Below are 25467 nucleotides of genomic sequence, written 5' to 3'. Positions count from 1 at the left end.
CAATGATGTCAAACAGTCTGACCTATTGCGATCTTCCGGCGGAGATCTCTCAATGGCCGGGTCTTCCCCTTTCGCTCAGCGGCGACGAAGTGATGCCGCTGGACTACCGGGCGGGTAATACCGGGTGGCTGTTATATGGCAGAAAGCTGGACAAGGCGCGCATTACCCAATTCCAACGCAAGCTGGGCGCGGCGATGGTGATCGTCACCGCCTGGGGCGTGGACGACTATCAGGTGGTGCGGCTGGCGGGAACCTTGACGCCGCGCGCCAAGCTGCTGGCGGCGGAGAGCGGGCTGGATGTGGCGCCGCTCGGCAAAATCCCGCACCTGCGCACGCCGGGGCTGCTGGTGATGGATATGGATTCGACGGCGATCGAGATCGAGTGCATCGATGAGATCGCCAAGCTGGCGGGCGTCGGCGAGCAGGTGGCGGAAGTCACCGAACGCGCGATGCGCGGCGAACTGGATTTTACCGCCAGCCTGCGCCAGCGCGTCGGCACGCTGAAAGGGGCTGACGCCAATATCCTCAAGCAGGTGCGCGACGAACTGCCGTTGATGCCGGGGCTGACCAGCCTGGTGGGCAAGCTGCAGGCGATGGGCTGGCATGTGGCGATCGCCTCCGGCGGTTTCACCTACTACGCCGAATACCTGCGCAACCGGCTGCGGCTGGTGGCGGCGGCGGCCAACGAGCTGGAGATCCGCGACGGCAAGCTGACCGGCGAAGTGCTGGGGCCGGTGGTGGACGCACAGTTCAAAGCCGATACGCTGCTGCGGCTGGCGGAGAAGCTGGAGATCCCGCTGGCGCAAACCGTGGCCATCGGCGACGGCGCCAACGATTTGAAAATGATGCAGGCGGCGGGGTTGGGCATCGCCTACCACGCCAAGCCGAAAGTGTATGAAAAAGCGCAGGTGGCGATCCGGCATGCGGATCTGATGGGCGTGCTGTGTATTCTCACCGGCAGCCTGAAACACGAAGTGCGATAACGAAAGATTGAGGTAAGACGTGGCAAAAGCGGCAAAACGGGCATTTGTGTGCAATGAGTGCGGGGCGGACTATCCGCGTTGGCAGGGGCAGTGCAGCGCCTGCCATGCCTGGAACACCATCACGGAAGTGCGTTTGGCCGCGTCGCCCGCAGCGGCGCGCAACGATCGCCTCAGCGGCTATGCCGGCGACGCCGGCGTCAGCAAGGTGCAGAAGCTGTCGGAAATCAGCCTGGAGGCGCTGCCTCGCTTCACTACCGGCTTTCTCGAGTTCGACCGCGTGCTGGGCGGCGGCGTGGTGCCCGGCAGCGCCATTCTGATCGGCGGCAACCCCGGCGCCGGCAAAAGTACCCTGTTGCTGCAGGTGTTGTGCAAACTGTCCGAACAGATGAAAACCCTGTACGTCACCGGCGAGGAATCGCTGCAGCAGGTGGCGATGCGTGCTCACCGTCTGGGGCTGCCGACCGGCGGCCTGAACATGCTGTCGGAAACCAGCATCGAGCAGATCTGCCTGATCGCTGAGCAGGAGCAGCCGAAGCTGATGGTGATCGACTCGATTCAGGTGATGCACATGGCGGACATTCAGTCTTCGCCGGGCAGCGTGGCGCAGGTGCGGGAAACCGCCGCCTATCTGACGCGCTTCGCCAAGACGCGCGGCGTGGCGATCGTGATGGTCGGGCACGTCACCAAAGATGGCTCGCTGGCCGGGCCAAAAGTGCTGGAACACTGCATTGACTGTTCGGTGCTGCTGGACGGCGACGCCGATTCCCGCTTCCGTACCCTGCGCAGCCACAAGAACCGCTTCGGCGCGGTCAACGAGCTGGGCGTGTTCGCCATGACCGAACAGGGGCTGCGCGAAGTCAGCAACCCTTCGGCGATCTTCCTTAGCCGCGGCGATGAAGTCACTTCCGGCAGCTCGGTGATGGTGGTGTGGGAAGGCACCCGGCCGCTGCTGGTGGAGATCCAGGCGCTGGTGGATCACTCGATGATGTCCAACCCGCGCCGCGTGGCGGTGGGCCTGGAGCAGAACCGGTTGGCGATCCTGCTGGCGGTGCTGCACCGGCACGGCGGGCTGCAGATGTCGGATCAGGACGTGTTCGTCAACGTGGTCGGCGGGGTGAAGGTCAGCGAGACCAGCGCCGATCTGGCGCTGCTGATGTCGCTGGTCTCGAGCCTGCGCGATCGGCCGCTGCCGAACGATCTGGTGGTGTTCGGCGAAGTGGGGCTGGCGGGGGAGATCCGCCCGGTGCCGAGCGGCCAGGAGCGCATCTCCGAAGCGGCCAAGCACGGCTTCAAGCGCGCCATCGTGCCGCACGGCAATATGCCGAAGAAGCCGCCGGCCAACATGCAGGTGTTCGGGGTCAAGAAGCTGGCGGACGCGCTGGACGTGCTGGAAGAGTTTTATTAATGTCGCTGACGGCGAGCAAGATATGCTATTTTGTTTAGCATATTAAACGGAGGTGGCCATGCCGCAATTTGATTACCTGAAGACGTCCATCAAGCAAAAGGGTTGTACTCTGCAGCAGGTGGCGGATGCCAGCGGCATGACCAAGGGCTATCTGAGCCAGCTGTTGAACGACAAAATCAAAAGCCCGAGCGCGCAAAAGCTCGAGGCGCTGCACCGTTTTCTCGGGCTGGAGTTCCCGCGCAAAGAGGTTAAAGTCGGCGTAGTGTTTGGTAAATTTTACCCGCTGCACACCGGCCACATCTATCTGATCCAGCGCGCCTGCAGCCAGGTGGACGAGTTGCACGTTATTTTGTGCCACGACGAACCGCGCGACCGCGAGCTGTTCGAGAACAGTTCGATGTCGCAACAGCCGACGGTCAGCGATCGCCTGCGCTGGCTGCTGCAGACCTTCAAGTACCAGAAAAACATCCATATCCACTCGTTCGACGAGCAGGGTATCGAACCCTATCCGCACGGCTGGAACTTGTGGAGCGACGGCATGAAGGCCTTTATGGAACAGAAGGGCATCGTGCCGAGCTTTATCTATTCCAGCGAAGCGCAGGATGCGCCGCGCTACCGCGAGCATCTGGGCATCGAAACCATTTTGGTCGATCCCGAACGGTCGTTCATGAACATCAGCGGCAATCAGATCCGCCAGGATCCGTTCCGCTATTGGGATTACATCCCGACCGAGGTGAAGCCGTTCTTCGTGCGCACCGTGGCGATCCTCGGCGGTGAGTCGAGCGGCAAGTCGACGCTGGTCAACAAGCTGGCCAACATCTTCAACACCACCAGCGCCTGGGAATATGGCCGCGATTACGTGTTTTCGCACCTGGGCGGCGACGAGATGGCGCTGCAGTACTCCGACTACGACAAAATTGCCCTCGGGCAGGCGCAATACGTGGACTTCGCAGTCAAATATGCCAACAAGGTGGCGTTTATCGATACCGATTTCGTGACTACGCAGGCGTTTTGCAAAAAGTACGAAGGGCGTGAACACCCCTTCGTGCAGGCGCTGATCGACGAATACCGTTTCGATCTGGTGATCCTGCTGGAAAACAACACGCCGTGGGTGGCGGACGGCCTGCGCAGCCTCGGCAGCAGCGCCGATCGCCTGGCGTTCCAGCGCCTGCTGGAGGAGATGCTGCGCGCCAACAACATCGAGTACGTGCACGTTGAGTCCAGCGATTACGAAGAGCGCTTCCTGCGCTGCGTCGAGCTGGTGCAACAGCTGCTGGCGGCGGACGCCGGCCGGCTGGCGAATGCGCCCGCCCATCGCCACGCCGCAGGCTGAGGGAAATTAGCGTAATGTGCGATCGCGGCGGCAGAAACGGCCGCCCGGGCGCACATTTAACGGCTTGTTTAAACATGGTTCATTCGACAGCGACTAAGTTAAGATTTTCTTTACAATAACGCTCAGAAGAAGTCATGTCTTATCGCTTACTCGCTCTCTGGTTGGTCTGCTATGCCGCAGCCTGGACGCTGCTGACCGTTCATCTCGATCCTACCCTGCCTTACGACGCCGTTGAGGCGCTCAACTGGGGCCTCAACGGCGAATGGGGCTCACCGAAAAATCCTTGGTTGGTCGGTGCGGCGATGCAACCGGCGATCGGGCTCTCGTGGCTGCCGCTGAACGTTTACTGGTACGGCGGCCACTTCATCGCCATCGCCATCGGCATGTTGGGCGTCTGGCTATTGGCGCGCCGCCTGAGCGGCAGCACCTCGCTGGCCTGGATGGCGCTGCTGACGCTCAACCTGTCCGGCATCATCAATTTCGACATCATTCCCTACAACGACAACTACCTGTTGGTGATGCTGTGGCCGTGGATGGCGCTGTTCTTCCACCTGGCGATCTCGCGTTCGGCCAACTGGTGGCCGGCCTTCGCATTGGCCGCCGGGCTGGCGATGATGGCGAAGTACTCGACCTTCGCCTTCGTCTATTTCGCGGCGCTGTCGACGCTGTTCGTACCGCAGATCCGCCGCTGCTACCGCCAGCCGCAGTTCTATCTAGCGGTGGCGATCTGGTTGGCGCTGGTGCTGCCGAACGTGTTCTGGCTGTGGAATCACGACTTTGCCGCCTTCAAATGGGTGGATTCGCAGATCAAGATGCAGCTCAATCTCGACATGCTGCAGTCGCTGCTGCTGGTGTTTTATCCGTCGCTGGTGCTATGGGGGATCCTGCGGCGCAGCGGGGCGGTGCTGGCCTGGCCATCGGCCTTGCCGATGCGGGTGTTGCTGTGGGTCTACCTGTTGCCGCTCGGCATCATTACCTTCTGGTTCTCTTTCAACGTCGGCGGCCGGCTGACCGAATGGCTGCAGCCGTTCTTCATGCTGGCGCCCGCGCTGCTGGTTGGCTGCGTGCGTCAGCCGCCGGTGCGTTCGCTGCGCGCGGCGACCCTCGGGCTGATGTGCGCAGCGCTGGCGGTCTATCTGGGGTATGCCGCGGTGATGCTGGGCAACGTGCGCAACGCCGGCCAGAAGATGGTGGGTATCAAGGCGTTCAGCGCCGGGGTGGAGCGGCTGTGGCAGGAGCGGTATGGCGTCGACCTACGCTACGTCGGCGGCGAATACCTGTCGCAGTGGATGACGGTGTACGCCGGTTCCCGGCCGCAGACCATTACGCGCTGGTCCAATCATACGCGGCCGAATATCTACAACGTCAACATCAGCTATCCGCAGATTGCGCAGCACGGCGTCGCCCTGTTCGGGCGGTTGGGTGAAGACTGCGCGCATAGCGATTTCGGCGGGGAGCTGGCCCACTGGCCGAAACTGCGCCTCGACTGGCAGCAGACGCTAACCTTCCGCGCCGATCCGCAGGCCGATGAGCAAACGCTGTGCGTCGGTTTCGTTCGTCCGCAATAACGGCGGCGCAGAACGCCGCCGCGATGCGAACTTAGTAAGCGATAACCAGCTTGCCTTGCATGTGGCCGCCGAGTAGCTGTTGATGTGCGGCGGTCAGCGTGTCTACCGACAGCCCGTGCAGGGTTTCGCTCAGCGTGGTGCTCAGCTTGCCCTCGTCCAGCAGCTGCGCCACTTGCTGCAGGATCTTGCCCTGTTGCGCGATGTCCGGGGTGGTGAACATGCTGCGGGTGAACATGAACTCCCAGTGCAGCGCGGCGCTTTTCAGCTTCAGCGCGTTTTGATCCAACGGCTGCGCGTTCTCGACGATGGTGCAGATATGGCCGAGCGGCGCGACCAGCTCGGCCATCGCCGGCCAGTGGCCGTCGGTGTCGTTCAGACACAGGATGTAATCCACCTGCTCGATGCCCTGCTGCGCCAGGTTGCCCTTCAGATCGCGGTAATCCACCACCAGATCGGCGCCGCGCTCACGGCACCAGGCGGCGGATTCCGGTCTTGATGCGGTAGCGATTACTTTCACCTTGCTGCGCAATGCGGCCAGCGGAATGGCCAGCGAGCCGACCCCGCCGGCGCCGCCGATGATCAGCAGCGTCTTGTGCTCCGGCGCGTCCTGAATGTTCAGGTGTTCGAACAGCGCTTCCCAGGCGGTGAGGGCGGTGAGCGGCATGGCGGCGGACTCGGCCCAGTTCAGGCTGCGCGGTTTGTGCGCGGCGATGCGTGAGTCGATTAGCTGGTGGCTGCTGTTGCTGCCGGGCCGGGTGATGTCTCCGGCGTACCACACTTCATCGCCGGGCTTGAAGCCGCTGACGCTGCTGCCCACGCCCACCACGATGCCGCTGGCGTCCCAGCCAAGGACGCGTGGCTGCTGCAGGCCGCTTTTCTGCAGACCGGCGTGCACTTTGGTGTCCACCGGATTGACCGACGCCGCTTTCACTTCCACCAGCAGATCGTACTGACCGGGTACCGGCATCTCCGGTGAGATTTCGATGAAACCGGCGGGGTTCTGCGGGTCTACGGCAATGGCTTTTATCGACATGATTGTACTCCTTTCAAATGATGCCCCCAGTGTAGACCCGCAGCAGTGGAGTGATAAGATGGACAATATCTAACGGAGTGTTCGTTTAAGGTAAACAATGGAATTCAAACAGCTGCAGGACATGGCGCTGTTCGCGCTGGTGGCGGAGTGCGGCAGTTTTACCGCCGCCGCGCAGCGCGTCGGGCTGCCGAAGTCCAGCGTCAGCCAGCGTATCAGCCAGCTCGAACAAACGCTGGGGCTGCGATTGCTCAATCGCACCACGCGCCAGCTGAACCTGACCTTCGCCGGTGAGCGTTATCTGGAGCATTGTCAGGCGATGATGTCCGCCGCCGAACGCGCCGATCTGGCGCTGCAGCGGCTGCGCGATAACCCGAGCGGCCGCCTGCGCATCTCGACGCCTGCCGGGCTAGGGGCAACCCTGGTGGCGCGGCTGGCGGCGGATTTTCAGCGCCAGTACCCGGACGTTTCGCTGGAGGTGTCGGTGTCCGACGCCATGGTGGATCTGGTGCAGGAAGGTTACGACGCCGCACTGCGTACCGGCAAGCCGCAGGATTCTTCACTGATCGGCCGCCGCCTCGGGTACGCGCCGCGCTATCTGTTGGCTGCGCCGTCCTATCTGGCGCAGCATCCGCCGATCGAACACCCGCAGCAACTGCAGCAGCATCGTTGCATCGCCCATCGGGCTTGGACGGCCTGGAACCTGCGCTGCGGCGACGATTATTACCGCTGGCAGCTGCCGCTGGCGCACACCACCGACAACCTGCTGTATGCACGCGAATGTGCCATTGCCGGTGCCGGCATCACGCTGCTGCCGGCGTTTCTCAGCCGCGAGGTGGTGGCGCAGAAGCTGTTGGTGGAGGTGTTGCCGGCGTGGCGTGCGGAAGGGAACGAGCTGTATCTGGTCTACCCGAGCCGCAAGCTGAATTCCCCGGCGCTGGCCTGTTTCATCGATGTGGTGCTGCAGCATCCGGCGTTCGACGACTACGCGCGCGAGTTGGCGCGGGAATGATGGCCGGGGCGCGCAGAGCCTTCTCTTCAGACGGAGGGCCGCGCCACCTGAACGATGCGCTTCCCTCTATTTTTGCCCGCCAGCAGGCCGACCAGCGCAGCGGGCAGCAGTTCGAAACCGGTGATCAGGTCTTCGATGACCGCAAGTTTTCCTTCAGCGATCCAGACCGTGAGCGCCGCCAGCGCCTGTTCTTGGCGGTGAAGGAAATCGGCCAACAGGAACCCACGCATCGTCAAGCTGTTGACGATCAACACACCGGGGATCCCGGCAGGTGCTGCCGGCGGAGAGGCCGTATCGTACTGCGATACCGCGCCGCAGCAAACGATGCGCCCCTGTTTTGCCATGTGCTGCAGACTGGTCGCCAAAATATTGCCGCCGACGTTGTCGAACAGCACATCGATGCCGTTGGGGCACGAGCGGCGCAGGGCGTCATGCAGATTTTCCGCTTTATAATCTATCGCCGCGTCGAACCCCAGCCTGTCCGTCAGCAGAGCCGTTTTGGCGCCGCCGCCGGCAATGCCCACCGTGCGGCAGCCGTGAAGCCGGGCGATTTGTCCGGCGAACATGCCTACCGCCCCCGCGGCGGCGGATACGACGACGGTTTCACCGGCCTTGGGGCGTCCGCATTCCAGCAGGCCGAAGTAAGCGGTGAGTCCAGGCACGCCGTAAACGCTGAGCAAGTGCGTATGCGGAACGATATCCGACTGCTTGAGCGCGCCTGCCGCCGGTACGACTGCGAAGGTTTGCCAGCCGGTTTCTGCCAGCACTAAATCTCCGGCGGCCAGCAGGGGAGAGCGCGACTCGACGACTTCGGCCAGCACGGTCGCAGCCATGACGTCTCCCGCCTGCAGTCCGGAACGATAGGTGACGCCCTGCATCCAGGCTCGGCTGGCCGCATCCAGAGGCACGTAAAGCGTGCGCAACAAAACCTCTTCAGGGCCGGGGATCGGCATGGGGGCCTCCCGAGTCTGAAAACAATCGACGGTCAGTTTTCCTTGCGGGAGTTTGACGAGGATGATTTGGCGATTCTGCATCGGTGGGCTCCTGATTAAATCTTGCCGAAGGCATCGACGCCGGTGAGTTGCGCCGAGAGTTTCCACAGGCGTTGGGCCTGTTCAGGATCGACGGCGTAGCTTTTTACGCCGCTGAAGGAAAAGCCGGTGTCATCGTTGCGCCGGGCGACATCGCAATCTTCGCAATACAGTCCGCCAAGGCCATTGAGTTGGGGCGATGTCGCCGCCCAGACCTGGGTTGCCGCTCCTTGTTGCGGGGTCTTCAGCATTTCCGGGTGGGCGGGTTTGCCGTTGGCGTCGATCCAGTCCAATGCGAGCATCTCTTCCTGCGAGAGATAGCGCTGTAGCGGCGTTGGGATCATGCCGGGATGCAGCGAGAAGGCGCGCACGCCGGCGTTTTTCCCCAGCTTGTCAAGCTGGAGGGCGAAGAGCGCGTTAGCGGTTTTCGATTGGCCATAGGCCAGCCACTTGTCATAGCCGCTGTGAAACTGAACGTCATTCCAGCGTATGGCGCTGGCATGGTGACCGGAAGAGGAGATGACGACAACGCGGGCGCCGCCCGCCAATGCCGGCCAGAGGTGGCTCACCAGTGCGTAATGCCCCAGGTGGTTGATCGCGAATTGTGCCTCCCAGCCTGGGCCGATACGGGTTTCAGGACAGGCCATAATGCCGGCACCGCAGATCAACATATCGAGGTGGACGCCGGTCGCCAGAAGTTGTTGCGTGAACTTTCTGATGTTGCTCAGGTCGGCCAAATCAAGCTCATAAATGTCGATGTTGCTGATACCGGCGATGGCCAGACGGGTACGGGCGATGACGGGATTGCGGGCGGCGACGATCACCTGTGCTCCCGCTTGCGTCAATGCGCGAGTCGTTTCCAATCCCAGGCCGGAATGACCGCCGGTTATCAGCGCCGTCATGCCGGCCAGTTGCCGATCTTTGAGCACGTCGGCGGCGGTGGTGGTGGCGTTAAAGCTGGTGTTGAGGGGCATTTGTCGGTTCATTGGGCGTTCCTCGCTGCGGTTGGCTGTGACACTGGGAGTGTAAGTCGGCTCTATCAGCGGCTGAATGCAACAAAAACCTAATTTCTGTCGCCATCGTCCTAAGGCCTTTGGCTGGAGCATCGCACGGGCTATGCTCTTGAAAGGGCCTTGGGGGGAGAGGGTATGGATCCTTTATCGGAAGTGCTGGCGCCACTGAACAGCCAGAATGCGTTTTTCGGCGGCCTGAAGGCCGGCGGCGACTGGGCCGTTCATTTTCCCGCTCCGCAAGGCGGGAAGTTCAACGCGGTGGTGCGCGGCGGCTGTTGGCTGGCGGCGGAAGGGCAGGCCGAGCCGCTGTGGCTGGCGGCCGGCGACTGTTTATTGCTGACTCGCAGCCTGCCGCTGACCGTTGGCAGCGACTTGTCACTGCCGGCGCTCGACGCCGACGCGCTCTATCTGCAGGCGAAAAACGGCATGGCGAGCTGCGGCGAGGGGGAAACGTGCCTGTTTATCGGTGGCCGCTTTAGCTTCGGCCAGGAAGTGGAACGGCTGTTTGGCAGCCTGCCCGCGCTGATGGTGATCCGCGGAGGCACGGAAGAGGCTGCCGTGCTGCAATGGGCGTTGCAACGGCTGGCGGATGAGCTGGTTAGGCCTTCGCCGGGCAGTACGTTGATGACGCATCATCTGGGGCAAATCATGTTGACCCAGGCACTGCGGATTTACCTGATGGGGGAGGAAAGTGCGGCGTCGGGTTGGCTGCCCGCCTTGTTCGATCCGCGCATCGGCGCCGCGATGCTGGCGGTGCACGCCGATCCCGCCCGGCGCTGGACGGTGGCGGCGTTGGCCGACGCGGCGAGCGTTTCCCGTTCGACGTTGGCGCTGCGCTTCAAGCAGAAGGCCGGCATGGCACCGCTTGAATACGTGTCGCGCTGGCGCATGTTGCTGGCGGCGCGGGCTTTGCGTACCGGCAGCGAACCGGTGTCCGTCATCGCGCAGCGTTTGGGATACGACTCAGACAGCGCGTTCAGCCACGCCTTTAAGCGCATGATGGCATGCTCGCCGCGCGACTATCGGCGGGCGCGGGCATAAAAAAAGGCGCCGCATGCGGCGCCTTTCGTATTACTTGGCGATCTTCTTGTACTTGATGCGGTGCGGCTCGAGCGCGTCGGCGCCCAGCGTACGCTTCTTGTACTCTTCGTACTCGGTGAAGTTGCCTTCGAAGAATTCCACCTTGCCCTCGTCCTGGTAGTCCAGGATGTGGGTGGCGATACGGTCGAGGAACCAACGGTCGTGCGAGATCACCATGGCGCAGCCAGGGAATTCCAGCAGGGCGTTTTCCAGTGCGCGCAAGGTTTCGATATCCAGGTCGTTGGTCGGTTCATCGAGCAGCAGCACGTTGCCGCCAACCTGCAGCAGCTTGGCCAGGTGCAGACGGCCACGCTCACCGCCGGACAGCTCGCCCACGCGTTTGCCCTGATCGACGCCCTTGAAGTTGAAGCGGCCGACATAGGCACGGCTCGGCATCTCGGTGTTGCCGATGCGCATGATGTCCTGCCCGCCGGAGACTTCTTCCCACACGGTTTTCGAACCGTCCATGCTGTCGCGGAACTGATCGACGGACGCCAGCTTGACGGTATCGCCCAACACGATGCTGCCGGAATCAGGCTGCTCCTGACCGGACATCATGCGGAACAGCGTGGATTTACCCGCGCCGTTCGGGCCGATGATGCCGACGATTGCCCCTTTCGGCACCGAGAACGACAGGTCATCGATCAGCAGGCGGTCGCCGTAGGACTTGCGCAGGTTGCTGACTTCGACCACTTTATCGCCCAGGCGCGCGCCAGGTGGGATGAACAGTTCGTTGGTTTCGTTACGTTTCTGGTATTCGGTGTTGTTCAGCTCTTCGAAGCGGGCCAAACGGGCCTTGCCTTTGGACTGACGGCCTTTGGCACCCTGACGCACCCACTCCAGCTCTTTCTCGATCGACTTGCGACGAGCGGCTTCGGCGGACGCTTCCTGCGCCAGACGCGCGTCTTTCTGCTCCAGCCAGGACGAGTAGTTGCCTTCCCACGGGATGCCTTCGCCGCGGTCCAGTTCGAGGATCCAGCCGGCCACGTTATCCAGGAAGTAACGGTCGTGGGTGATCGCCACCACGGTGCCTTCGAAGTCGTGCAGGAAGCGTTCCAGCCAGGCCACGGACTCGGCGTCCAGGTGGTTGGTCGGTTCGTCCAGCAGCAGCATGTCCGGTTTTTCAAGCAGCAGGCGGCACAGCGCGACGCGGCGGCGTTCACCCCCGGACAGGTGGGCGATTTTGGCGTCCCAGTCCGGCAGGCGCAGCGCATCGGCGGCGCGTTCCAGTTGGGCGTTGAGGTTGTGACCGTCGTGCGCCTGAATGATCTCTTCCAGGCGGCCCTGTTCGGCGGCCAGCTTGTCGAAGTCTGCGCCTTCTTCCGCGTACAGCGCGTACACTTCGTCCAGGCGTTTCAGCGCGCCGACCACTTCCGCCAGCGCTTCTTCCACCGATTCACGCACGGTGTGTTCGAGGTTAAGCTGCGGCTCCTGCGGCAGATAACCGATCTTGATGCCCGGTTGCGGGCGCGCTTCCCCTTCGATATCGGTATCGATGCCGGCCATGATGCGCAGCAGGGTGGACTTACCGGCGCCGTTCAGGCCCAGTACGCCGATTTTTGCCCCAGGGAAGAAGCTCAGGGAGATGTTTTTCAAAATATGACGCTTCGGCGGTACTACCTTGCCGACGCGGTGCATGGTATAGACGTATTGAGCCACGTTGCTCTAAGCCTCTCTATATCAGTATTTATAGGATGTCTGGCGGCATGAGTGTAGCCCGTTTCGATCTCGGATCCCAGACATCGCTCAGCGATCGCTAAGTATAACCGTTTATGCGCCGATAAAGGCGCATATTGGTGGCTTATGGCGTGACGACGATCGCGACGCGGCGGTTTTCCGCGCGGCCGCTGGAGGTGCGGTTATCGGCAACGGGGTCGCGTTTGCCCATGCCGCGAGTTTCGATATTGGCGCGCGGAATGCCGACGCTGGCCAGCAGATCGGCCACCGCATCGGCGCGGCGCAGGGATAGCTGGTCGTTGTAGCTGTCTTCACCGTAGTTGTCGGTATGGCCGTCCAGGCGGAACTTGGTGATGCCGACGCTCAGCAGCGCACGGCCCATCTTCTGCACCGTCTCGGTGCTTTCCGGGTTCAGCTTGCCGATATTGTTGCCGAACAGCACTTTATCCGACAGGCCGAACTCCCAGCCGTTATCGGTCAGTTTGAAGCCCTGCGATTGCAGCAGCGCAACCTGCTCGGGCGTCAGGCCCTGCGGTTTGCTCTGGCAGCCGGCGAGCGCCAGCAGGGCGACGAACGTTATCGCCAGCAGTGAAAAACGACCTTTAAACAGTTGCTGTATCATAGTCAAAATCCCTAGTTCAAGTGTTATAGCCGGGGCTCTTATTTATGTATAGCCAGCCGCCAGCCTCCGTTATAACGATGCTTTGCCTGATACATCGCATCGTCAGCTTCGTGCAAAAGACCCTGAGGCGTTGACGCGTGATCAGGGTACAGCGCAATACCGATACTCAGAGAGGTAATGACCGTCTCGTCGTTCGGCAAAATGACCGGTTGCGTCATGCAGTCGATGATGTTGTCAGCGATCTGCAAGACATCTTCCGTGCCGTGTACCGGCGCCAGCAGCACGGCGAATTCATCCCCTCCCAGGCGTGCGACCAGATCGGTTTCGCGCAGCTGCGCGCGAATGCGCCCGGCAATGGTGGTCAGCACCGCATCGCCTGCGGCGTGGCCGTAACTGTCGTTCACCTCCTTGAAACGATCGCCGTCGATAAACAGCACCGCCAATTTCGCCGGCGATTCGATATCGCCCAGCGCCCGGCTCAGTCGCCCTTCGAAGAAGGCGCGGTTCGGCAAACCGGTCAGGCTGTCGTGCGTTGCCCGGTGCGCCAGCGAGTCGTTCTCCTGCTTCAGATGGGCCTGCCAGGCCTCCAGCTCGTCGAGCAAGCCGTTGAAATCGTTGCTGAGCTCATGCAACTCGGCGATAGGCGCCGACGGCACCCGCAGGCCGAAGGTGCGATCGCGGCGCACCGCATGCGCCACATTGGCGATGTCGTCCAGCGAACTGACGATGCCGACCAGCATACGGCGCGACAACACCAGGGCGCACAGGGTGCTGAGCACCAGGCAGGCGATCATACCGACCATGCCGCGCAACAGGAAACGCAGCAGGCTGCCGCCGTTACCGCTCAGCCAGACCTGACCGACCTGCTTGCCCTCGTGGGTGATAGGCAGAATGACCGGCTCGGGCAGCGCCCAGTGCGCGACGATCTGCTCAAGGCCATGCAGCGGCCCATCGGTGGGATGGCGCCAGTTGGCTAGCATCTTGCCGTTGTTGTCGAGGATCCGCACGTCCGATACCTCTTCGTTGGAGGCGATCAGCATCAGCGCCTCGCGCGCGGCAGTGCGATCTTCAAACACTACGGCGGCTTCGACGGTATAGCTGATGGAGCGCGCGATCAGGTGCAGGTTGTGATTGGCATAGGCGCGCAGCGCAAACAGCGCCACCAGCGTCAAAAAGATGCCGGCGGTGCCGACGGCGATCAGCGCCAGCCCAAGATGCACCCGCTGCAGCACTCGGCCCAGCGTCGGGCGCGCATTGCCGGAGCGGTTTCTACGCAACAGCCTCATAGCGGCGGCGCCTGTTTGCGTGCCAGCTGCAGCACGTTGGGGTGAACGCGCACGCCGCTGCGCGCCAGAGCGTCCAGGTTGACCTTGAAACTGGCCTGGTCCCCATCGATCTGCAGGCAAAAAGCGCTGCCGGCGGAGCATTCGCTATCGTTTTCGCTGATGCTGAGAATGGAGTTGCCGGAAATGCGCTGCATGAAATTTTGTCTCTGCGCGGCGGTGATGTTCCCTAAGTAGATGACATCGCAGCCGGTACTCAGCGTTGGGCTGTCGAACGGCACGCGCTCGGCTTTAATCGGGCGCGGCGCGCTCAGCAGGATCGGATCGAACAGCCCTTCGGCATACTGGGTGGGCGCGGTCACGCACAAGCGGATCGGATTGGGTTCACGCGACCAGCGGGCGTAGCTGATGATGCCTACCACCACGGTCGTCACGGCGTGCGTGCGCTTTTGATAGGGATCATCGGCGGCGTGCGCAGGCCCGGACAACGTCAGCAGCGCTAACAAAACGATCAGCAGCAGGCGACCGATATTCAGGCGTGCGCCAAGGAAGCCCGGCTCGGGGCTTTTTGCGCAACGCATTGCTATCGCGGTCTTATTCGCCATCTTCACCCGCCATTCCGGCCTGATCCACCGCCCGCAGGCCGTGGCCTGACAAGGAAAAATCCGGCCCGCTTGAAGGGACTATCGTTTTGCTGAAAGCTGTCAGTCGCACTGCCTAATGAACACTATCTAACCCATAATTGGCGCGGATTGTATTATAAGATGTCTTCGTTGGGCGCTTTATGTGCTGTTTTCTCGGAATTATCCTACTTATTTTTGATAGTATAAAAATGCCTACCCGGGTTTGCCACCGCTTTTCTGCAAAGTTGGCGCGTTTGGCCAGCTGTCAGGCGATTTGCGCAACGGCGGGCTCATATCTCAAATGAAATAATGTGATAGCTAATAATTAAAAAGCATTTTACTTCTTTCATAAACACCGGGCCGGTTAATAAAAATCCGGTAACTGGAAATATCCCGGCGACCTGATTTGTCAGTCAAAGTAAACGTTTTTTACCTGGCTCCCGTCATGGCGATACACTTCTTCTTCTACAGTATTGAATGGATAAGCGATTGCGCTGTCTATGGTAGATATCTGCGTCCGGGCCGTGCGCCCGGCTTTATTTTGTCCCGCGGCGCCGTGCGCGGCGGTCACCGGGGGGGCTGGGCGGCTCCCTCGGTACAACCAGTGAGGAAAGAGCGAGGATGGTCAAGGTGGACAAGCGACGGCTGTTGGCAATGGGGCTGTGCCTGACGGCGTTTTCAGGCGCGGCGCTGGCGGATTCTCTGGATGCGCAACGTCAGCGCTACCAGCAGATCAAACAGGCGTGGGACGGCAATCAGATGGACGTGGTGGCGCAGCTGATGCCGACGCTGCGTGATTATCCGCTTTATCCTTACCTGGAATACCGCGAGCTGACACAGGATCTTAGCCAGGCGGGGTTCTCCGAGGTGAACGACTTTATCAAGCGCAACCCTACGCTGCCGCCGGCGAAATCGCTGGCGCCGCGCTTCGTCAATGAGCTGGCGCGGCGCGAAGACTGGCGCACCCTGCTGGCCTTCAGCCCACAGCCGCCCAAACCGGTGGCGGCGCGCTGCAACTATTACTACGCCAAATGGGCTACCGGCGACCAGCAGGCGGCCTGGAGCGGCGCCGATGAACTGTGGTTGAACGGCAAAACGTTGCCGAGCGCCTGCGATCGGCTGTTCAGCGTCTGGCGCGGCGCAGGCAAGCAAACGCCGCTGGATATTCTGGCGCGTATGAAGCTGGCGCTGAAAGAGGGCAACAGCTCGCTGGTCAGCAACCTTTACAGCCAACTGCCGGCCGACTATCAAACCATGGGCAACGCCCTGGTGCGCTTGCAAAACGATCCGACCACCGTGGAAGCCTTCGCCCGCAGCGTAGGGCCGACCGACTTTACCCGTGCCGCCACCGGCATCGCCTTTGAACGCCTGGCGCGGCAGGATGTGGAAAACGCGCGGGCGATGATCCCGACGCTCGCGCGGCTGCAGAAAATGAGCGACGACGAGCGGCTGGGGCTGGAAGAGTCAGTGGCCTGGCGCCTGATGGGCAGCGACGCTACCTATGAACAGGCGCAGTGGCGCGATCAGGTGATTCTGCGCAGCCGTTCGCCTTCGCTGCTGGAGCGCCGGGTGCGCATGGCGCTGGGTAACGGCGATCGGCAGGGCGTCGCGACCTGGCTGGCCCGTCTGCCAGAAGCGTCGCGCAACAAGGATGAGTGGCGCTACTGGCGCGCCAGTCAGCTGATGGACGAAGGCAAACGCGCCGAAGGCGAGGAGATGTTGCGCAACCTGATGACCGAACGCGGTTTCTATCCGATGGTGGCGGCGCAGAAGCTGAACGCCACTTATCCGGTGATGGTGGCGGTGGCGGCCAAGCCGCGCACGTCGCTGGTCGACGGGCCGGAGGTCGCCCGGGTACGCGAGCTGATGTACTGGAATATGGACAACCTGGCCCGCAGCGAATGGGGCTCCTACGTCGCCAGCCGCAGCCGGCCGGAACAAGAGGCACTGGCGCGCTACGCCTTTGAGCAAAAATGGGCCGATCTGAGCGTGCAGGCGACCATCGTCGGCAAACTGTGGGATCATCTGGAGGAACGCTTCCCGGTCGCTTGGCCACAGGAGTTCCGCCGCGCCACCGATGACAAGGGGATCACCAGCAGCTATGCGATGGCGATCGCGCGCCAGGAGAGCGCCTGGAATCCGAAGGCGCAGTCGCCGGTCGGTGCCGCCGGCCTGATGCAGGTGATGCCGCGCACCGCGCAGCATACGGTGCAGATGTTCAATATTCCCGGCTATGTCGGCCCGAGCCAACTGTTCGATCCGCAGACCAATATCACCATCGGCACCAGCTATCTGGAGTCGGTCTATCAGCAGTTCGGCCGCAACCGCATTCTGTCGAGCGCCGCCTATAATGCCGGCCCGTCGCGGGTGAATACCTGGCTGGGCAACAGCGCGGGGCGGATCGATCCGGTGGCGTTCATCGAAAGCATTCCGTTCTCTGAAACCCGCGGCTACGTCAAGAACGTGCTGGCTTATGATGCGTTTTACCGTTATCTGACGCACCGGCCGGCCAAGGTGCTGACCGACGCCGAGTGGCAGAGACGTTATTGATTTTGACGGCCCTATGGTATGCTGCTGTACTAGTTAAATAGTATGGTGGCTGCCATGACGCAATTATCGTTAAACGACCCCGCTCTTTCAGAACAAGGCAATGAGGATTGGCTGCGCTTCGTCGCGCTGCTGCAGAATTCGTTTGCGCAAGAACTTCATCAACCGCTGTTGCAGCTGATGTTGACGCCGGACGAGCGCACCGCGCTGGGCACCCGGGTGCGGATCATTCAGGAATTGATGCGTGGCGAGATGAGCCAGCGCGAGCTGAAAAATGAACTGGGCGCGGGGATCGCCACCATCACCCGCGGTTCTAACAGCTTGAAAGCGGCTTCACCCGCGCTGAAACAGTGGCTTGAGCAGCAGTTGCTGCACGACGCGCCCTAGTAGACTCAGCGTTATTGCTGATAGATGGCGTTGTGGAACGGCACCAGCGCCAGCAGCAGCGCCTGGTGGTAAACGCTGGTGCGGCTCAGCCGGCCGTCAGTGAAGACGCCGATGGCGCCGCCCTGACGTTTCACCTCGGCGTTGCCGGTGATCGCCGCCATTTCGCTGCCCAATTCGCGACCGGCGCGAATACCTTGTAAGATGACTTCCGGCAGCATCAGGCTCGCCGAGCGGGATTCGCCACGGATGTGCGGGTTCTCGATGGTCATCCAGGCGAAGGTCATATTCTCTTCAATCCCGGCTTCCACGCCGACCCAAAAATCGGCCTCGGGCCTGACCTGGCGCGCTTCCATCACGCGTTGACGCGAACCGGTGCGGGTTTCGTGGTTGCCTATCGGCTGCAGCGAGACGCCGCTGGCGACGTCAACGGATTCAATGCGGTATTGGCCCGCGCCAAAGACGTCATCGAAGGCGAGTTGAATAGCCTTGATCTTTGCCGGGTTGGTAGTTGCAGCGACAACATGGTACATAACGGGTTTGATATCCTTCTGGCCGATACGCCGGGCAGCGGCAAAAGCGCCGCCGGGCCGGGGATAAACGCAAATTTCACGCAGTATAACGGAAAACAAAAATGTTACAGGTATACCTCGTTCGCCATGGCGAAACGGAATGGAACGCGGCTCGCCGCATCCAGGGTCAGTCCGACAGCCCGTTAACCGCCATGGGTGAACACCAGGCCCGTCTGGTCGCCAGGCGGGTCAGCAAAGAAGGCATTACGCACATCATTACCAGCGATCTGGGGCGCACGCGCCGCACCGCGCAAATCATCGCCGAAGCCTGTGGCTGCGAAGTGATTGGCGATCCGCGTTTGCGTGAGCTGCACATGGGGGTTCTGGAAGAACGCCTGATCGACAGTTTGACGCCGCAGGAAGAGCAGTGGCGCAAACAGATGGTCGATGGTACTCCTGACGGCCGTATCCCTCAAGGCGAATCCATGGAGGAACTCGGCGAGCGCATGCGCGCCGCGCTGGAGAGCTGCCTGATGCTGCCGGAAGGCAGCAAGCCGCTGCTCGTCAGTCATGGCATCGCTTTGGGGTGTTTGATCAGTACGGTGCTGGGGCTGCCGGCCTATGCGGAACGCCGCTTGCGCTTGCGCAACTGCTCACTGTCGCGCGTCGATCATCAGCAGAGCCCGTGGCTGGCTTCCGGCTGGATCGTGGAAACGGCGGGCGATGTCACGCACCTGGACATGCCCGCGTTGGACGAACTGCAGCGTTAACGCCGAATCGGGATCAGGTAATCGCACTTGATCTCGATAGGCGCCTGATGCGGACGGCGCTCGCCTTTCGGGTAGAAGCGTTCGATGTCGTGCCCTTTGCGGCGCGTCAGTTGGAGCGCCGGCAGGCAGGTGCCGTACACCGTCAGAATAAAGTCTTGCAGGTTCTCGGTTGGCCCTTCGTAGCTGAACATCGCAAACTCACCGCCCGGCAACACCAGCGGCTGGCCTTCCTGTACCTTGTCAGGCACCTGATCCGGCTCCAGCGCCGTGGTATACAGCACTTCCTGTTCGTCGTCCTTCTCCTGGCTTGGGCGCGAGTGGTGCAGCCCGTACAGCACCGGCGGCAGGGTTTCGACGTCACCGAGGAACTGACGCCAGAACTGCGAGCGCAGTTCAGTGCGCACGGTGGTGATCTGTTCCAGCGTACAGGAGTAGCTTTGGGTCAGGCCGACCAGGTGTTTGTCTGGCAGCGAGACGAATTCCGGCTGCGGCAGAGTGAAGGCCCCCAGACGGATCGGCGGACAGATGCCGAACGCATTCCAGTCCTCGGCGCGGCGGTACAGCGCCGGCGTTTGCGCAAACTGTTTTTTGAAGGCGCGGGTGAAGGTCTGCTGCGAGTCGAAACGATATTGCAGGGCGATATCCAAAATCGGCCGGCTGGTCAGACGCAGCGCGACGGCGGCTTTGGACAGTCTCCTTGCCCGGATGTAAGCACCGATGGCATTACCGGTAATATCTTTGAACATCCGTTGCAGATGCCATTTGGAGTAGCCGGCCTTGGCCGCCACGTTATCCAGCGACAAGGGTTGGTCCAAATGGCTTTCCAGCCAGCTAAGCAGATCACGAATGATACCGGCTTGATCCATAGATCTTCCTCGTAAAGCTTGGGGGTAGGAACCCGAACTGTTGATTCGTCACGCTGGTGCTGCGCTATCAGACCGATCCATGAGCCATTATGCGTTGCACTCTTTGCCTCTGCTGCGCATGCCGCGCCAGAGTTGGATTGGGGTACACCGTAGTGGGCGCAAAGAAATAACGACGCCGCATCATAGCAACTTTTTTACTCCGCGACTCTCAAAGATTTTTGTCACGCTCTGTGCTAAAACGGACGGTGCGGACCCGTATAAAACCGATTCCGTGAGCTTAGACATAAATAATGGCGATCGCCGAACCTATTTTTGCGGCAAGGTTATATCGGAGTTAAGTAAATGAAAAAAAGCTGGATATTTTTATTCGGTTTGGTTTGCGCAACCGTGGGAAGCGCACAGGCGGAGCAAGTGGGTTCCGTTGATACGGTGTTTAAATTGTTGGGACCGGACCACAAAATCGTGGTCGAAGCGTTCGACGATCCGGATGTTAAAAATGTAACTTGTTATATCAGCCGCGCCAAAACCGGCGGCATCAAAGGGGGCCTGGGGCTGGCGGAAGACACCGCCGACGCGGCCATTTCCTGCCAGCAGGTCGGGCCTATAGAGCTGAGCGACAAGATCAAAAACGGCAAGGCGGAAGGCGATGTGGTGTTCCAGAAACGCACTTCGCTGGTGTTCAAGAAACTGCAGGTGGTGCGCTTCTACGACGCCAAGCGCAATTCACTGATCTACCTGAGCTATTCAGACAAGGTGATCGATGGCTCGCCGAAAAATGCGCTGAGCGCGGTGCCGATCATGCCGTGGGCTGAGACGAAATAAAAAAAACGGGGTTCAGCATGCTGAACCCCGTTTTCATGACGGCAGGCGGGAGTTACTCTTCCAGCTCGCCGCAGAAGCGGTAGCCTTCGCCGTGAATGGTGGCGATGATTTCCGGCGTGTCCGGCGTCGATTCGAAGTGTTTGCGAATGCGACGGATGGTGACGTCCACGGTGCGGTCATGTGGCTTCAGTTCGCGACCGGTCATCTTCTTCAGCAGTTCGCCGCGGGATTGGATCTTGCCCGGGTTTTCGCAGAAGTGCAGCATGGCGCGGAATTCACTGCGCGGCAGTTTGTACTGTTCGCCGGCCGGGCTGATCAGCGAGCGGCTGTTGATGTCCAGTTCCCACCCGTTGAACTTGTAGCTCTCGACCAGGCGGCGCTCTTCGCCCAGGCTGCCCAGATTCATGGTGCGCGACAGCAGGTTACGTGCGCGGATAGTCAGCTCACGCGGGTTGAACGGCTTGGTGATGTAATCGTCGGCGCCGATTTCCAGGCCGAGGATCTTATCCACTTCGTTATCGCGGCCGGTCAGGAACATCAAGGCGACGCTGGCCTGTTCACGCAGTTCGCGCGCCAACAGCAGGCCGTTTTTGCCTGGCAGGTTGATGTCCATGATGACCAGATTGATATCATTTTCAGACAGGATATTGTGCATCTCTGCACCATCATTGGCTTCATGAACAATGTAGCCTTCCGCCTCGAAAATGCTCTTCAGGGTGTTACGAGTGACTAACTCGTCTTCGACAATCAGAATGTGCGGGGTCTGCATATTTGCTACCTAAAATTGCCAACAAAATAGAAAATAGGAAGTACAGAAGTCTCTGTTTTCTTAGAGGAGGGCAGAGATAGCGCCACGTTCCCTCTCAGCAAATGACTAAAGTACGTAAACTCGTTCTTGATGCACTTTCCATCTCATGTCAACAAGATCGCTAGCCTGGTGGGGATGCTGTTCCCTACAACCCCTGGGGTGCCAAATCGGCGCATATCCTAACCCCATTAACAGCAATATAACAGCGCGTGCCGAATTCATCACCCAACAAAACTACGCTTTGTTGACATATATCAAATTCAATTGTAGCACGTTAACAGATTTGTGAAAAACACTTACAGAAATGCCAGTTTAAGTCACAGAACCTCAAATTCTGTGAACGATTCAGCATTATCGGGCCCGATAGGATACAATTATTCGCTTATTGATCATCGTCTTGTTTTAACTCATTGATAAATAAATACAGTAAAACATAAGCATGAATAATGACTGTTACGGCGGATTTATTAGCTCAACGAGCCGTTTAATCTTGTTTGTTGCTATTAACGCGTTTATTGTTACGCAATTGTAAATATAAGCGGGCGCTGCGATACCGTCAAAAGCGCAGGCCCGCCTTCGGTGGAAGAGTGATGCAGCTTCATATTGTTTTAGTGGCTCCGGCGCGGCCGGAAAACGTCGGCGCGGCGGCGCGCGCGATGAAAACCATGGGCTTCGCTTCGTTGCGCATCGTCGACAGCGAGGCGCACCTGCAGCCGGCTGCACGCTGGGTGGCACACGGGGCCGGCGAGATCCTCGACGGCGTGCAAACGTTCGCCACGTTGGAACAGGCGCTGGCGGATGTAGACTTCACGGTCGCCACCACCGCCCGCAGCCGCGCGCGTTTTCACTACTACTGCACGCCGCCTGAGCTGCTGGAACAGCTGAGTGAGCGTAAGCAGTGGGTCGGCCAGGCCGCGCTGGTGTTCGGCCGCGAAGATTCCGGCCTGACCAACGAAGAGCTGGCGCTGGCAGATTTGCTGACCGGCGTGCCGATGCAGGCGGACTACCCGTCGCTTAACCTGGGCCAGGCGGTGATGGTGTACTGCTACCAGTTGGCGAGCCTGATGGGCGTCAGCACGCCGCAGGAAAAGGTGGCGTCGGAAGGGCAACTCAAAGCGCTGCGCCACCGCGCCGATGCCTTGTTGAACGCTTTGGATGTCGGCGATGACCAAAAATTGCGCGATTGGCTGCATCAGCGCCTCGGGGCGTTGCAACAGCGAGACACGGCGATGTTGCATACGCTGCTGCACGACATCGAAAAAAAACTCGCCAAGTGATAGCGGCTCCATCAGACGGTTACCCAGCGTGATCCACTAGTAAATCGGCTTTAAGTTGTTTTTTTGTTCTGTCGTTTTGCTTTTCACCTCCGATATCGCGCAATGTCGCCGCTGAACGGAAAATAAGCAAAAAAAAGAAATAGTTTGACTTGGGATAGCGATTGCTTTAACCAATAGAGGGGACAGAGTATTTCATGAGACAGACAGACAACATGCGCAACATCAGCCTGAAAACCACAATTATTACCACCACCGATACCACAGGTAACGGGGCGGGCTGACGCGCACAGGAAACACAGAAAAAAGCCCGCACCTAATCAGTGCGGGCTTTTTTTTCGGCTTAAATTCGGAGAGATGACACATGCGAGTGCTGAAATTTGGCGGAACCTCGGTAGCGAATGCGGAACGTTTTCTGCGCGTCGCCGACATCATGGAAAGTAACGCGCGTCAGGGACAGGTAGCCACGGTCTTGTCCGCCCCCGCAAAGATCACCAACCATCTGGTGGCGATGATCGACAAGACGGTGGCGGGTCAGGACATTCTGCCGAATATCAGCGACGCCGAGCGGATCTTTGCCGATCTGCTGAGCGGCCTGGCGCAGGCGCTGCCGGGCTTTGAATACGATCGCCTGAAAGGCGTGGTCGATCAGGAGTTCGCGCAACTCAAGCAGGTGCTGCACGGCGTCTCGCTGTTGGGGCAGTGCCCGGACAGCGTGAACGCGGCGATCATCTGCCGCGGCGAAAAACTCTCCATCGCCATCATGGAAGGGGTGTTCCGCGCCAAGGGCTATCCGGTCACGGTGATCAACCCGGTGGAGAAGCTGCTGGCGCAGGGCCACTACCTGGAGTCTACCGTGGACATCGCCGAGTCCACGCTACGCATCGCCGCCGCGGCGATCCCGGCCGACCACATCGTGCTGATGGCCGGTTTCACCGCCGGTAACGACAAGGGCGAGCTGGTGGTGTTGGGCCGCAACGGCTCCGACTATTCCGCCGCGGTGCTGGCCGCCTGCCTGCGCGCCGACTGTTGCGAAATCTGGACCGACGTCGACGGTGTGTATACCTGCGATCCACGCACCGTACCGGACGCCAGGCTGCTGAAATCGATGTCGTACCAGGAGGCGATGGAGCTCTCCTACTTCGGCGCCAAAGTGCTGCACCCTCGCACCATCACACCGATTGCCCAGTTCCAAATCCCTTGCCTGATTAAAAACACCTCTAACCCGCAAGCCCCCGGCACGCTGATCGGCAAAGACAGCACCGATGACGCGATGCCGGTCAAAGGCATTACCAACCTGAACAACATGGCGATGATCAACGTCTCCGGCCCGGGCATGAAAGGCATGGTCGGCATGGCCGCGCGGGTGTTCGCCGTGATGTCGCGCGCCGGCATTTCGGTGGTGTTGATCACCCAATCCTCTTCCGAATACAGCATCAGCTTCTGCGTGCCGCAGGGTGAACTGCAGCGCGCCCGCCGGGCGCTGGAGGAGGAGTTCTACCTGGAGCTGAAAGACGGCGTGCTGGATCCGCTGGACGTCATGGAACGCCTGGCGATCATCTCGGTGGTCGGTGACGGCATGCGCACCCTGCGTGGCATCTCCGCGCGCTTCTTCTCCGCGCTGGCGCGCGCCAACATCAATATCGTCGCTATCGCCCAGGGCTCTTCCGAGCGTTCAATTTCGGTGGTGGTCAGCAATGATTCCGCCACCACCGGCGTGCGCGTTAGCCACCAGATGCTGTTCAACACCGATCAGGTGATCGAAGTGTTCGTCATCGGCGTCGGCGGCGTCGGCGGGGCGCTGATCGAGCAAGTCTACCGCCAGCAGCCGTGGCTGAAGCAAAAACATATCGACCTGCGGGTGTGCGGCATCGCCAACTCACGCGTGATGCTGACCAACGTGCACGGCATCGCGCTGGACAGCTGGCGCGACGAGCTGGCCGGCGCGCAGGAGCCGTTCAATCTCGGCCGCCTGATCCGGCTGGTGAAGGAGTATCACCTGCTGAACCCGGTGATCGTCGACTGTACCTCCAGCCAGGCGGTGGCCGATCAATACGTGGACTTCCTGGCGGACGGTTTCCACGTGGTGACGCCGAACAAAAAGGCCAACACCTCGTCGATGAACTATTATCAGCAACTGCGCGCGGCCGCTGCCGGTTCGCACCGCAAGTTTCTCTACGACACCAACGTTGGCGCCGGTCTGCCGGTGATTGAGAACCTGCAAAACCTGCTGAACGCCGGCGATGAGCTGGTGCGCTTCTCCGGCATCCTGTCCGGGTCGCTGTCCTTTATCTTCGGCAAGCTGGACGAAGGGATGTCGCTGTCGGCCGCGACCCTGCAGGCCAGGGCCAACGGCTACACCGAACCGGATCCGCGCGACGACCTGTCCGGTATGGACGTGGCGCGCAAGCTGCTGATCCTGGCGCGCGAGGCCGGTTACAAACTGGAACTGAGCGATATCGAGGTTGAGGCGGTGCTGCCGCCGTCCTTCGACGCGTCGGGCGATGTGGATCAGTTCCTGGCGCGGCTGCCGGAGCTGGATAAAGAATTCGCGCGCAACGTGGCCAACGCCGCCGAGCAAGGCAAGGTGCTGCGCTATGTCGGCCTGATCGACGAAGGGCGCTGCAAGGTGCGCATCGAGGCGGTGGACGGCAACGATCCGTTGTATAAAGTGAAGAACGGCGAGAACGCGCTGGCCTTCTACAGCCGCTATTATCAGCCGCTGCCGCTGGTGCTGCGCGGCTACGGCGCCGGTAACGATGTGACCGCAGCGGGCGTGTTTGCCGATCTGCTGCGCACACTGTCATGGAAGTTGGGAGTTTAA

General features: G+C 60.7%; 23 protein-coding genes and 1 other annotated feature. Of the genes, 13 read left to right on the top strand and 10 right to left on the bottom strand.

Annotated features, from left to right (window positions below):
• Window positions 1-5: 5 nt before the first annotated feature.
• From serB to RE418_RS03085, 4 genes are all read left to right on the top strand, one after another.
• On the top strand, window positions 6-983 hold the full coding sequence (gene serB, locus RE418_RS03100) for a phosphoserine phosphatase (protein WP_016929162.1): 978 nt from the start codon (window positions 6-8) through the stop codon (window positions 981-983).
• Window positions 984-1002: 19 nt separating this feature from the next.
• A complete protein-coding gene (gene radA / locus RE418_RS03095; RefSeq protein WP_025159617.1) occupies window positions 1003-2388 on the top strand; it encodes a DNA repair protein RadA in 1386 nt (461 codons plus the stop codon).
• A gap of 58 nt (window positions 2389-2446) precedes the next feature.
• On the top strand, window positions 2447-3721 hold the full coding sequence (nadR, locus tag RE418_RS03090; protein WP_213928214.1) for a multifunctional transcriptional regulator/nicotinamide-nucleotide adenylyltransferase/ribosylnicotinamide kinase NadR: 1275 nt from the start codon (window positions 2447-2449) through the stop codon (window positions 3719-3721).
• 134 nt (window positions 3722-3855) lie between these two features.
• Window positions 3856-5289, top strand: coding sequence for a glycosyltransferase family 39 protein (locus RE418_RS03085; protein ID WP_025305220.1), 1434 nt, complete (start codon window positions 3856-3858; stop codon window positions 5287-5289).
• 31 nt (window positions 5290-5320) lie between these two features.
• On the opposite strand, the gene RE418_RS03080 is transcribed toward RE418_RS03085, so the two are convergent.
• The gene (locus RE418_RS03080) at window positions 5321-6322 is read right to left on the bottom strand and encodes a zinc-binding alcohol dehydrogenase family protein (protein ID WP_049205434.1); all 1002 of its coding nucleotides are present in this window, start codon (window positions 6320-6322) and stop codon (window positions 5321-5323) included.
• Window positions 6323-6419: 97 nt separating this feature from the next.
• On the opposite strand from RE418_RS03080, the gene RE418_RS03075 reads away from it, so the two are divergent.
• The gene (locus tag RE418_RS03075) at window positions 6420-7331 is read left to right on the top strand and encodes a LysR family transcriptional regulator (protein ID WP_025305222.1); all 912 of its coding nucleotides are present in this window, start codon (window positions 6420-6422) and stop codon (window positions 7329-7331) included.
• Between the two features lie 26 nt (window positions 7332-7357).
• Here RE418_RS03075 and RE418_RS03070 read toward each other — a convergent pair whose 3' ends face one another.
• Entirely contained in the window at window positions 7358-8365 is a 1008-nt protein-coding gene (locus tag RE418_RS03070; RefSeq protein ID WP_060434188.1) for an NADP-dependent oxidoreductase, read from the bottom strand.
• Between the two features lie 14 nt (window positions 8366-8379).
• A complete protein-coding gene (locus tag RE418_RS03065; RefSeq protein ID WP_089181657.1) occupies window positions 8380-9348 on the bottom strand; it encodes an SDR family NAD(P)-dependent oxidoreductase in 969 nt (322 codons plus the stop codon).
• A gap of 162 nt (window positions 9349-9510) precedes the next feature.
• On the opposite strand from RE418_RS03065, the gene RE418_RS03060 reads away from it, so the two are divergent.
• The gene (locus tag RE418_RS03060) at window positions 9511-10416 is read left to right on the top strand and encodes an AraC family transcriptional regulator (RefSeq protein ID WP_089181658.1); all 906 of its coding nucleotides are present in this window, start codon (window positions 9511-9513) and stop codon (window positions 10414-10416) included.
• Window positions 10417-10446: 30 nt separating this feature from the next.
• On the opposite strand, the gene ettA is transcribed toward RE418_RS03060, so the two are convergent.
• From ettA to RE418_RS03040, 4 genes are all read right to left on the bottom strand, one after another.
• Window positions 10447-12114: an energy-dependent translational throttle protein EttA gene (gene ettA, locus RE418_RS03055; protein ID WP_025159620.1), complete on the bottom strand. Its 1668-nt coding sequence runs from the start codon at window positions 12112-12114 to the stop codon at window positions 10447-10449.
• A gap of 142 nt (window positions 12115-12256) precedes the next feature.
• Complete coding sequence (locus RE418_RS03050) at window positions 12257-12754, bottom strand: OmpA family protein (protein WP_049294810.1); 498 nt, start codon at window positions 12752-12754, stop codon at window positions 12257-12259.
• 38 nt (window positions 12755-12792) lie between these two features.
• Window positions 12793-14040 (bottom strand): diguanylate cyclase domain-containing protein, encoded by a 1248-nt coding sequence (locus RE418_RS03045; protein ID WP_025305223.1) that lies wholly within the window; start codon window positions 14038-14040, stop codon window positions 12793-12795.
• Window positions 14037-14648, bottom strand: a complete 612-nt coding sequence (locus RE418_RS03040) for a YfiR/HmsC family protein (RefSeq protein ID WP_025305224.1) — start codon at window positions 14646-14648, stop codon at window positions 14037-14039. The genes RE418_RS03045 and RE418_RS03040 overlap by 4 nt, the downstream gene beginning before the upstream one ends.
• Window positions 14649-15281: 633 nt before the next feature.
• Here RE418_RS03040 and sltY point away from each other — a divergent pair.
• Both sltY and trpR read left to right on the top strand, forming a co-directional pair.
• Window positions 15282-17210: a murein transglycosylase gene (gene sltY / locus RE418_RS03035; protein ID WP_038630194.1), complete on the top strand. Its 1929-nt coding sequence runs from the start codon at window positions 15282-15284 to the stop codon at window positions 17208-17210.
• A gap of 54 nt (window positions 17211-17264) precedes the next feature.
• Window positions 17265-17594, top strand: coding sequence for a trp operon repressor (gene trpR, locus RE418_RS03030; protein WP_016929152.1), 330 nt, complete (start codon window positions 17265-17267; stop codon window positions 17592-17594).
• Between the two features lie 11 nt (window positions 17595-17605).
• Here trpR and yjjX read toward each other — a convergent pair whose 3' ends face one another.
• The gene (yjjX, locus tag RE418_RS03025) at window positions 17606-18124 is read right to left on the bottom strand and encodes an inosine/xanthosine triphosphatase (RefSeq protein WP_004933015.1); all 519 of its coding nucleotides are present in this window, start codon (window positions 18122-18124) and stop codon (window positions 17606-17608) included.
• Window positions 18125-18225: 101 nt separating this feature from the next.
• Between yjjX and gpmB the strand changes: the two genes are divergently transcribed.
• A complete protein-coding gene (gpmB, locus tag RE418_RS03020; protein WP_025305227.1) occupies window positions 18226-18873 on the top strand; it encodes a 2,3-diphosphoglycerate-dependent phosphoglycerate mutase GpmB in 648 nt (215 codons plus the stop codon).
• Here the strand turns inward: gpmB and robA are convergent.
• On the bottom strand, window positions 18870-19739 hold the full coding sequence (gene robA, locus RE418_RS03015; RefSeq protein WP_025305228.1) for an MDR efflux pump AcrAB transcriptional activator RobA: 870 nt from the start codon (window positions 19737-19739) through the stop codon (window positions 18870-18872). The two genes, gpmB and robA, sit on opposite strands and share 4 nt — an antisense overlap.
• 342 nt (window positions 19740-20081) lie before the next feature.
• Here robA and creA point away from each other — a divergent pair, with 342 nt between their 5' ends.
• Window positions 20082-20561, top strand: a complete 480-nt coding sequence (gene creA / locus RE418_RS03010) for a protein CreA (RefSeq protein ID WP_004933005.1) — start codon at window positions 20082-20084, stop codon at window positions 20559-20561.
• Between the two features lie 52 nt (window positions 20562-20613).
• Here creA and arcA read toward each other — a convergent pair whose 3' ends face one another.
• Window positions 20614-21330 carry a two-component system response regulator ArcA gene (arcA, locus tag RE418_RS03005; protein ID WP_025305229.1) on the bottom strand — a complete coding sequence of 239 codons (717 nt, stop codon included), beginning with the start codon at window positions 21328-21330 and terminating at the stop codon, window positions 20614-20616.
• A gap of 629 nt (window positions 21331-21959) precedes the next feature.
• Between arcA and RE418_RS03000 the strand changes: the two genes are divergently transcribed.
• The 3 genes from RE418_RS03000 (at window position 21960) to thrA (ending at window position 25467) form a co-directional block, all read left to right on the top strand.
• Window positions 21960-22646, top strand: coding sequence for a tRNA/rRNA methyltransferase (locus RE418_RS03000; protein ID WP_025305230.1), 687 nt, complete (start codon window positions 21960-21962; stop codon window positions 22644-22646).
• 194 nt (window positions 22647-22840) lie between these two features.
• Window positions 22841-22927 carry a thr operon leader peptide gene (gene thrL / locus RE418_RS02995; protein ID WP_071525951.1) on the top strand — a complete coding sequence of 29 codons (87 nt, stop codon included), beginning with the start codon at window positions 22841-22843 and terminating at the stop codon, window positions 22925-22927.
• Window positions 22866-22983: a sequence feature (Thr leader region), on the top strand. (Overlaps the previous gene by 62 nt.)
• Window positions 22984-23007: 24 nt before the next feature.
• The gene (gene thrA / locus RE418_RS02990) at window positions 23008-25467 is read left to right on the top strand and encodes a bifunctional aspartate kinase/homoserine dehydrogenase I (RefSeq protein ID WP_043136016.1); all 2460 of its coding nucleotides are present in this window, start codon (window positions 23008-23010) and stop codon (window positions 25465-25467) included.

It is taken from the genome of Serratia sp. szju (genome assembly GCF_044594185.1).
GTDB lineage: Bacteria > Pseudomonadota > Gammaproteobacteria > Enterobacterales > Enterobacteriaceae > Serratia > Serratia bockelmannii.
This window is presented reverse-complemented; position numbering and strand designations above follow the sequence as displayed.

Excerpts from the sequence above, each read along its gene's own strand:
- serB (WP_016929162.1), top strand. The coding sequence starts at position 6 with ATGTCAAACAGTCTGACCTATTGCGATCTTCCGGCGGAGATCTCTCAA.
- nadR (WP_213928214.1), top strand. The coding sequence starts at position 2,447 with ATGCCGCAATTTGATTACCTGAAGACGTCCATCAAGCAAAAGGGTTGT.
- RE418_RS03085 (WP_025305220.1), top strand. The coding sequence starts at position 3,856 with ATGTCTTATCGCTTACTCGCTCTCTGGTTGGTCTGCTATGCCGCAGCC.
- RE418_RS03080 (WP_049205434.1), bottom strand. The coding sequence starts at position 6,322 with ATGTCGATAAAAGCCATTGCCGTAGACCCGCAGAACCCCGCCGGTTTC.
- RE418_RS03075 (WP_025305222.1), top strand. The coding sequence starts at position 6,420 with ATGGAATTCAAACAGCTGCAGGACATGGCGCTGTTCGCGCTGGTGGCG.
- RE418_RS03070 (WP_060434188.1), bottom strand. The coding sequence starts at position 8,365 with ATGCAGAATCGCCAAATCATCCTCGTCAAACTCCCGCAAGGAAAACTG.
- RE418_RS03065 (WP_089181657.1), bottom strand. The coding sequence starts at position 9,348 with ATGAACCGACAAATGCCCCTCAACACCAGCTTTAACGCCACCACCACC.
- RE418_RS03060 (WP_089181658.1), top strand. The coding sequence starts at position 9,511 with ATGGATCCTTTATCGGAAGTGCTGGCGCCACTGAACAGCCAGAATGCG.
- RE418_RS03050 (WP_049294810.1), bottom strand. The coding sequence starts at position 12,754 with ATGATACAGCAACTGTTTAAAGGTCGTTTTTCACTGCTGGCGATAACG.
- RE418_RS03045 (WP_025305223.1), bottom strand. The coding sequence starts at position 14,040 with ATGAGGCTGTTGCGTAGAAACCGCTCCGGCAATGCGCGCCCGACGCTG.
- sltY (WP_038630194.1), top strand. The coding sequence starts at position 15,282 with ATGGTCAAGGTGGACAAGCGACGGCTGTTGGCAATGGGGCTGTGCCTG.
- trpR (WP_016929152.1), top strand. The coding sequence starts at position 17,265 with ATGACGCAATTATCGTTAAACGACCCCGCTCTTTCAGAACAAGGCAAT.
- yjjX (WP_004933015.1), bottom strand. The coding sequence starts at position 18,124 with ATGTACCATGTTGTCGCTGCAACTACCAACCCGGCAAAGATCAAGGCT.
- gpmB (WP_025305227.1), top strand. The coding sequence starts at position 18,226 with ATGTTACAGGTATACCTCGTTCGCCATGGCGAAACGGAATGGAACGCG.
- robA (WP_025305228.1), bottom strand. The coding sequence starts at position 19,739 with ATGGATCAAGCCGGTATCATTCGTGATCTGCTTAGCTGGCTGGAAAGC.
- creA (WP_004933005.1), top strand. The coding sequence starts at position 20,082 with ATGAAAAAAAGCTGGATATTTTTATTCGGTTTGGTTTGCGCAACCGTG.
- arcA (WP_025305229.1), bottom strand. The coding sequence starts at position 21,330 with ATGCAGACCCCGCACATTCTGATTGTCGAAGACGAGTTAGTCACTCGT.
- RE418_RS03000 (WP_025305230.1), top strand. The coding sequence starts at position 21,960 with ATGCAGCTTCATATTGTTTTAGTGGCTCCGGCGCGGCCGGAAAACGTC.
- thrL (WP_071525951.1), top strand. The coding sequence starts at position 22,841 with ATGAGACAGACAGACAACATGCGCAACATCAGCCTGAAAACCACAATT.
- thrA (WP_043136016.1), top strand. The coding sequence starts at position 23,008 with ATGCGAGTGCTGAAATTTGGCGGAACCTCGGTAGCGAATGCGGAACGT.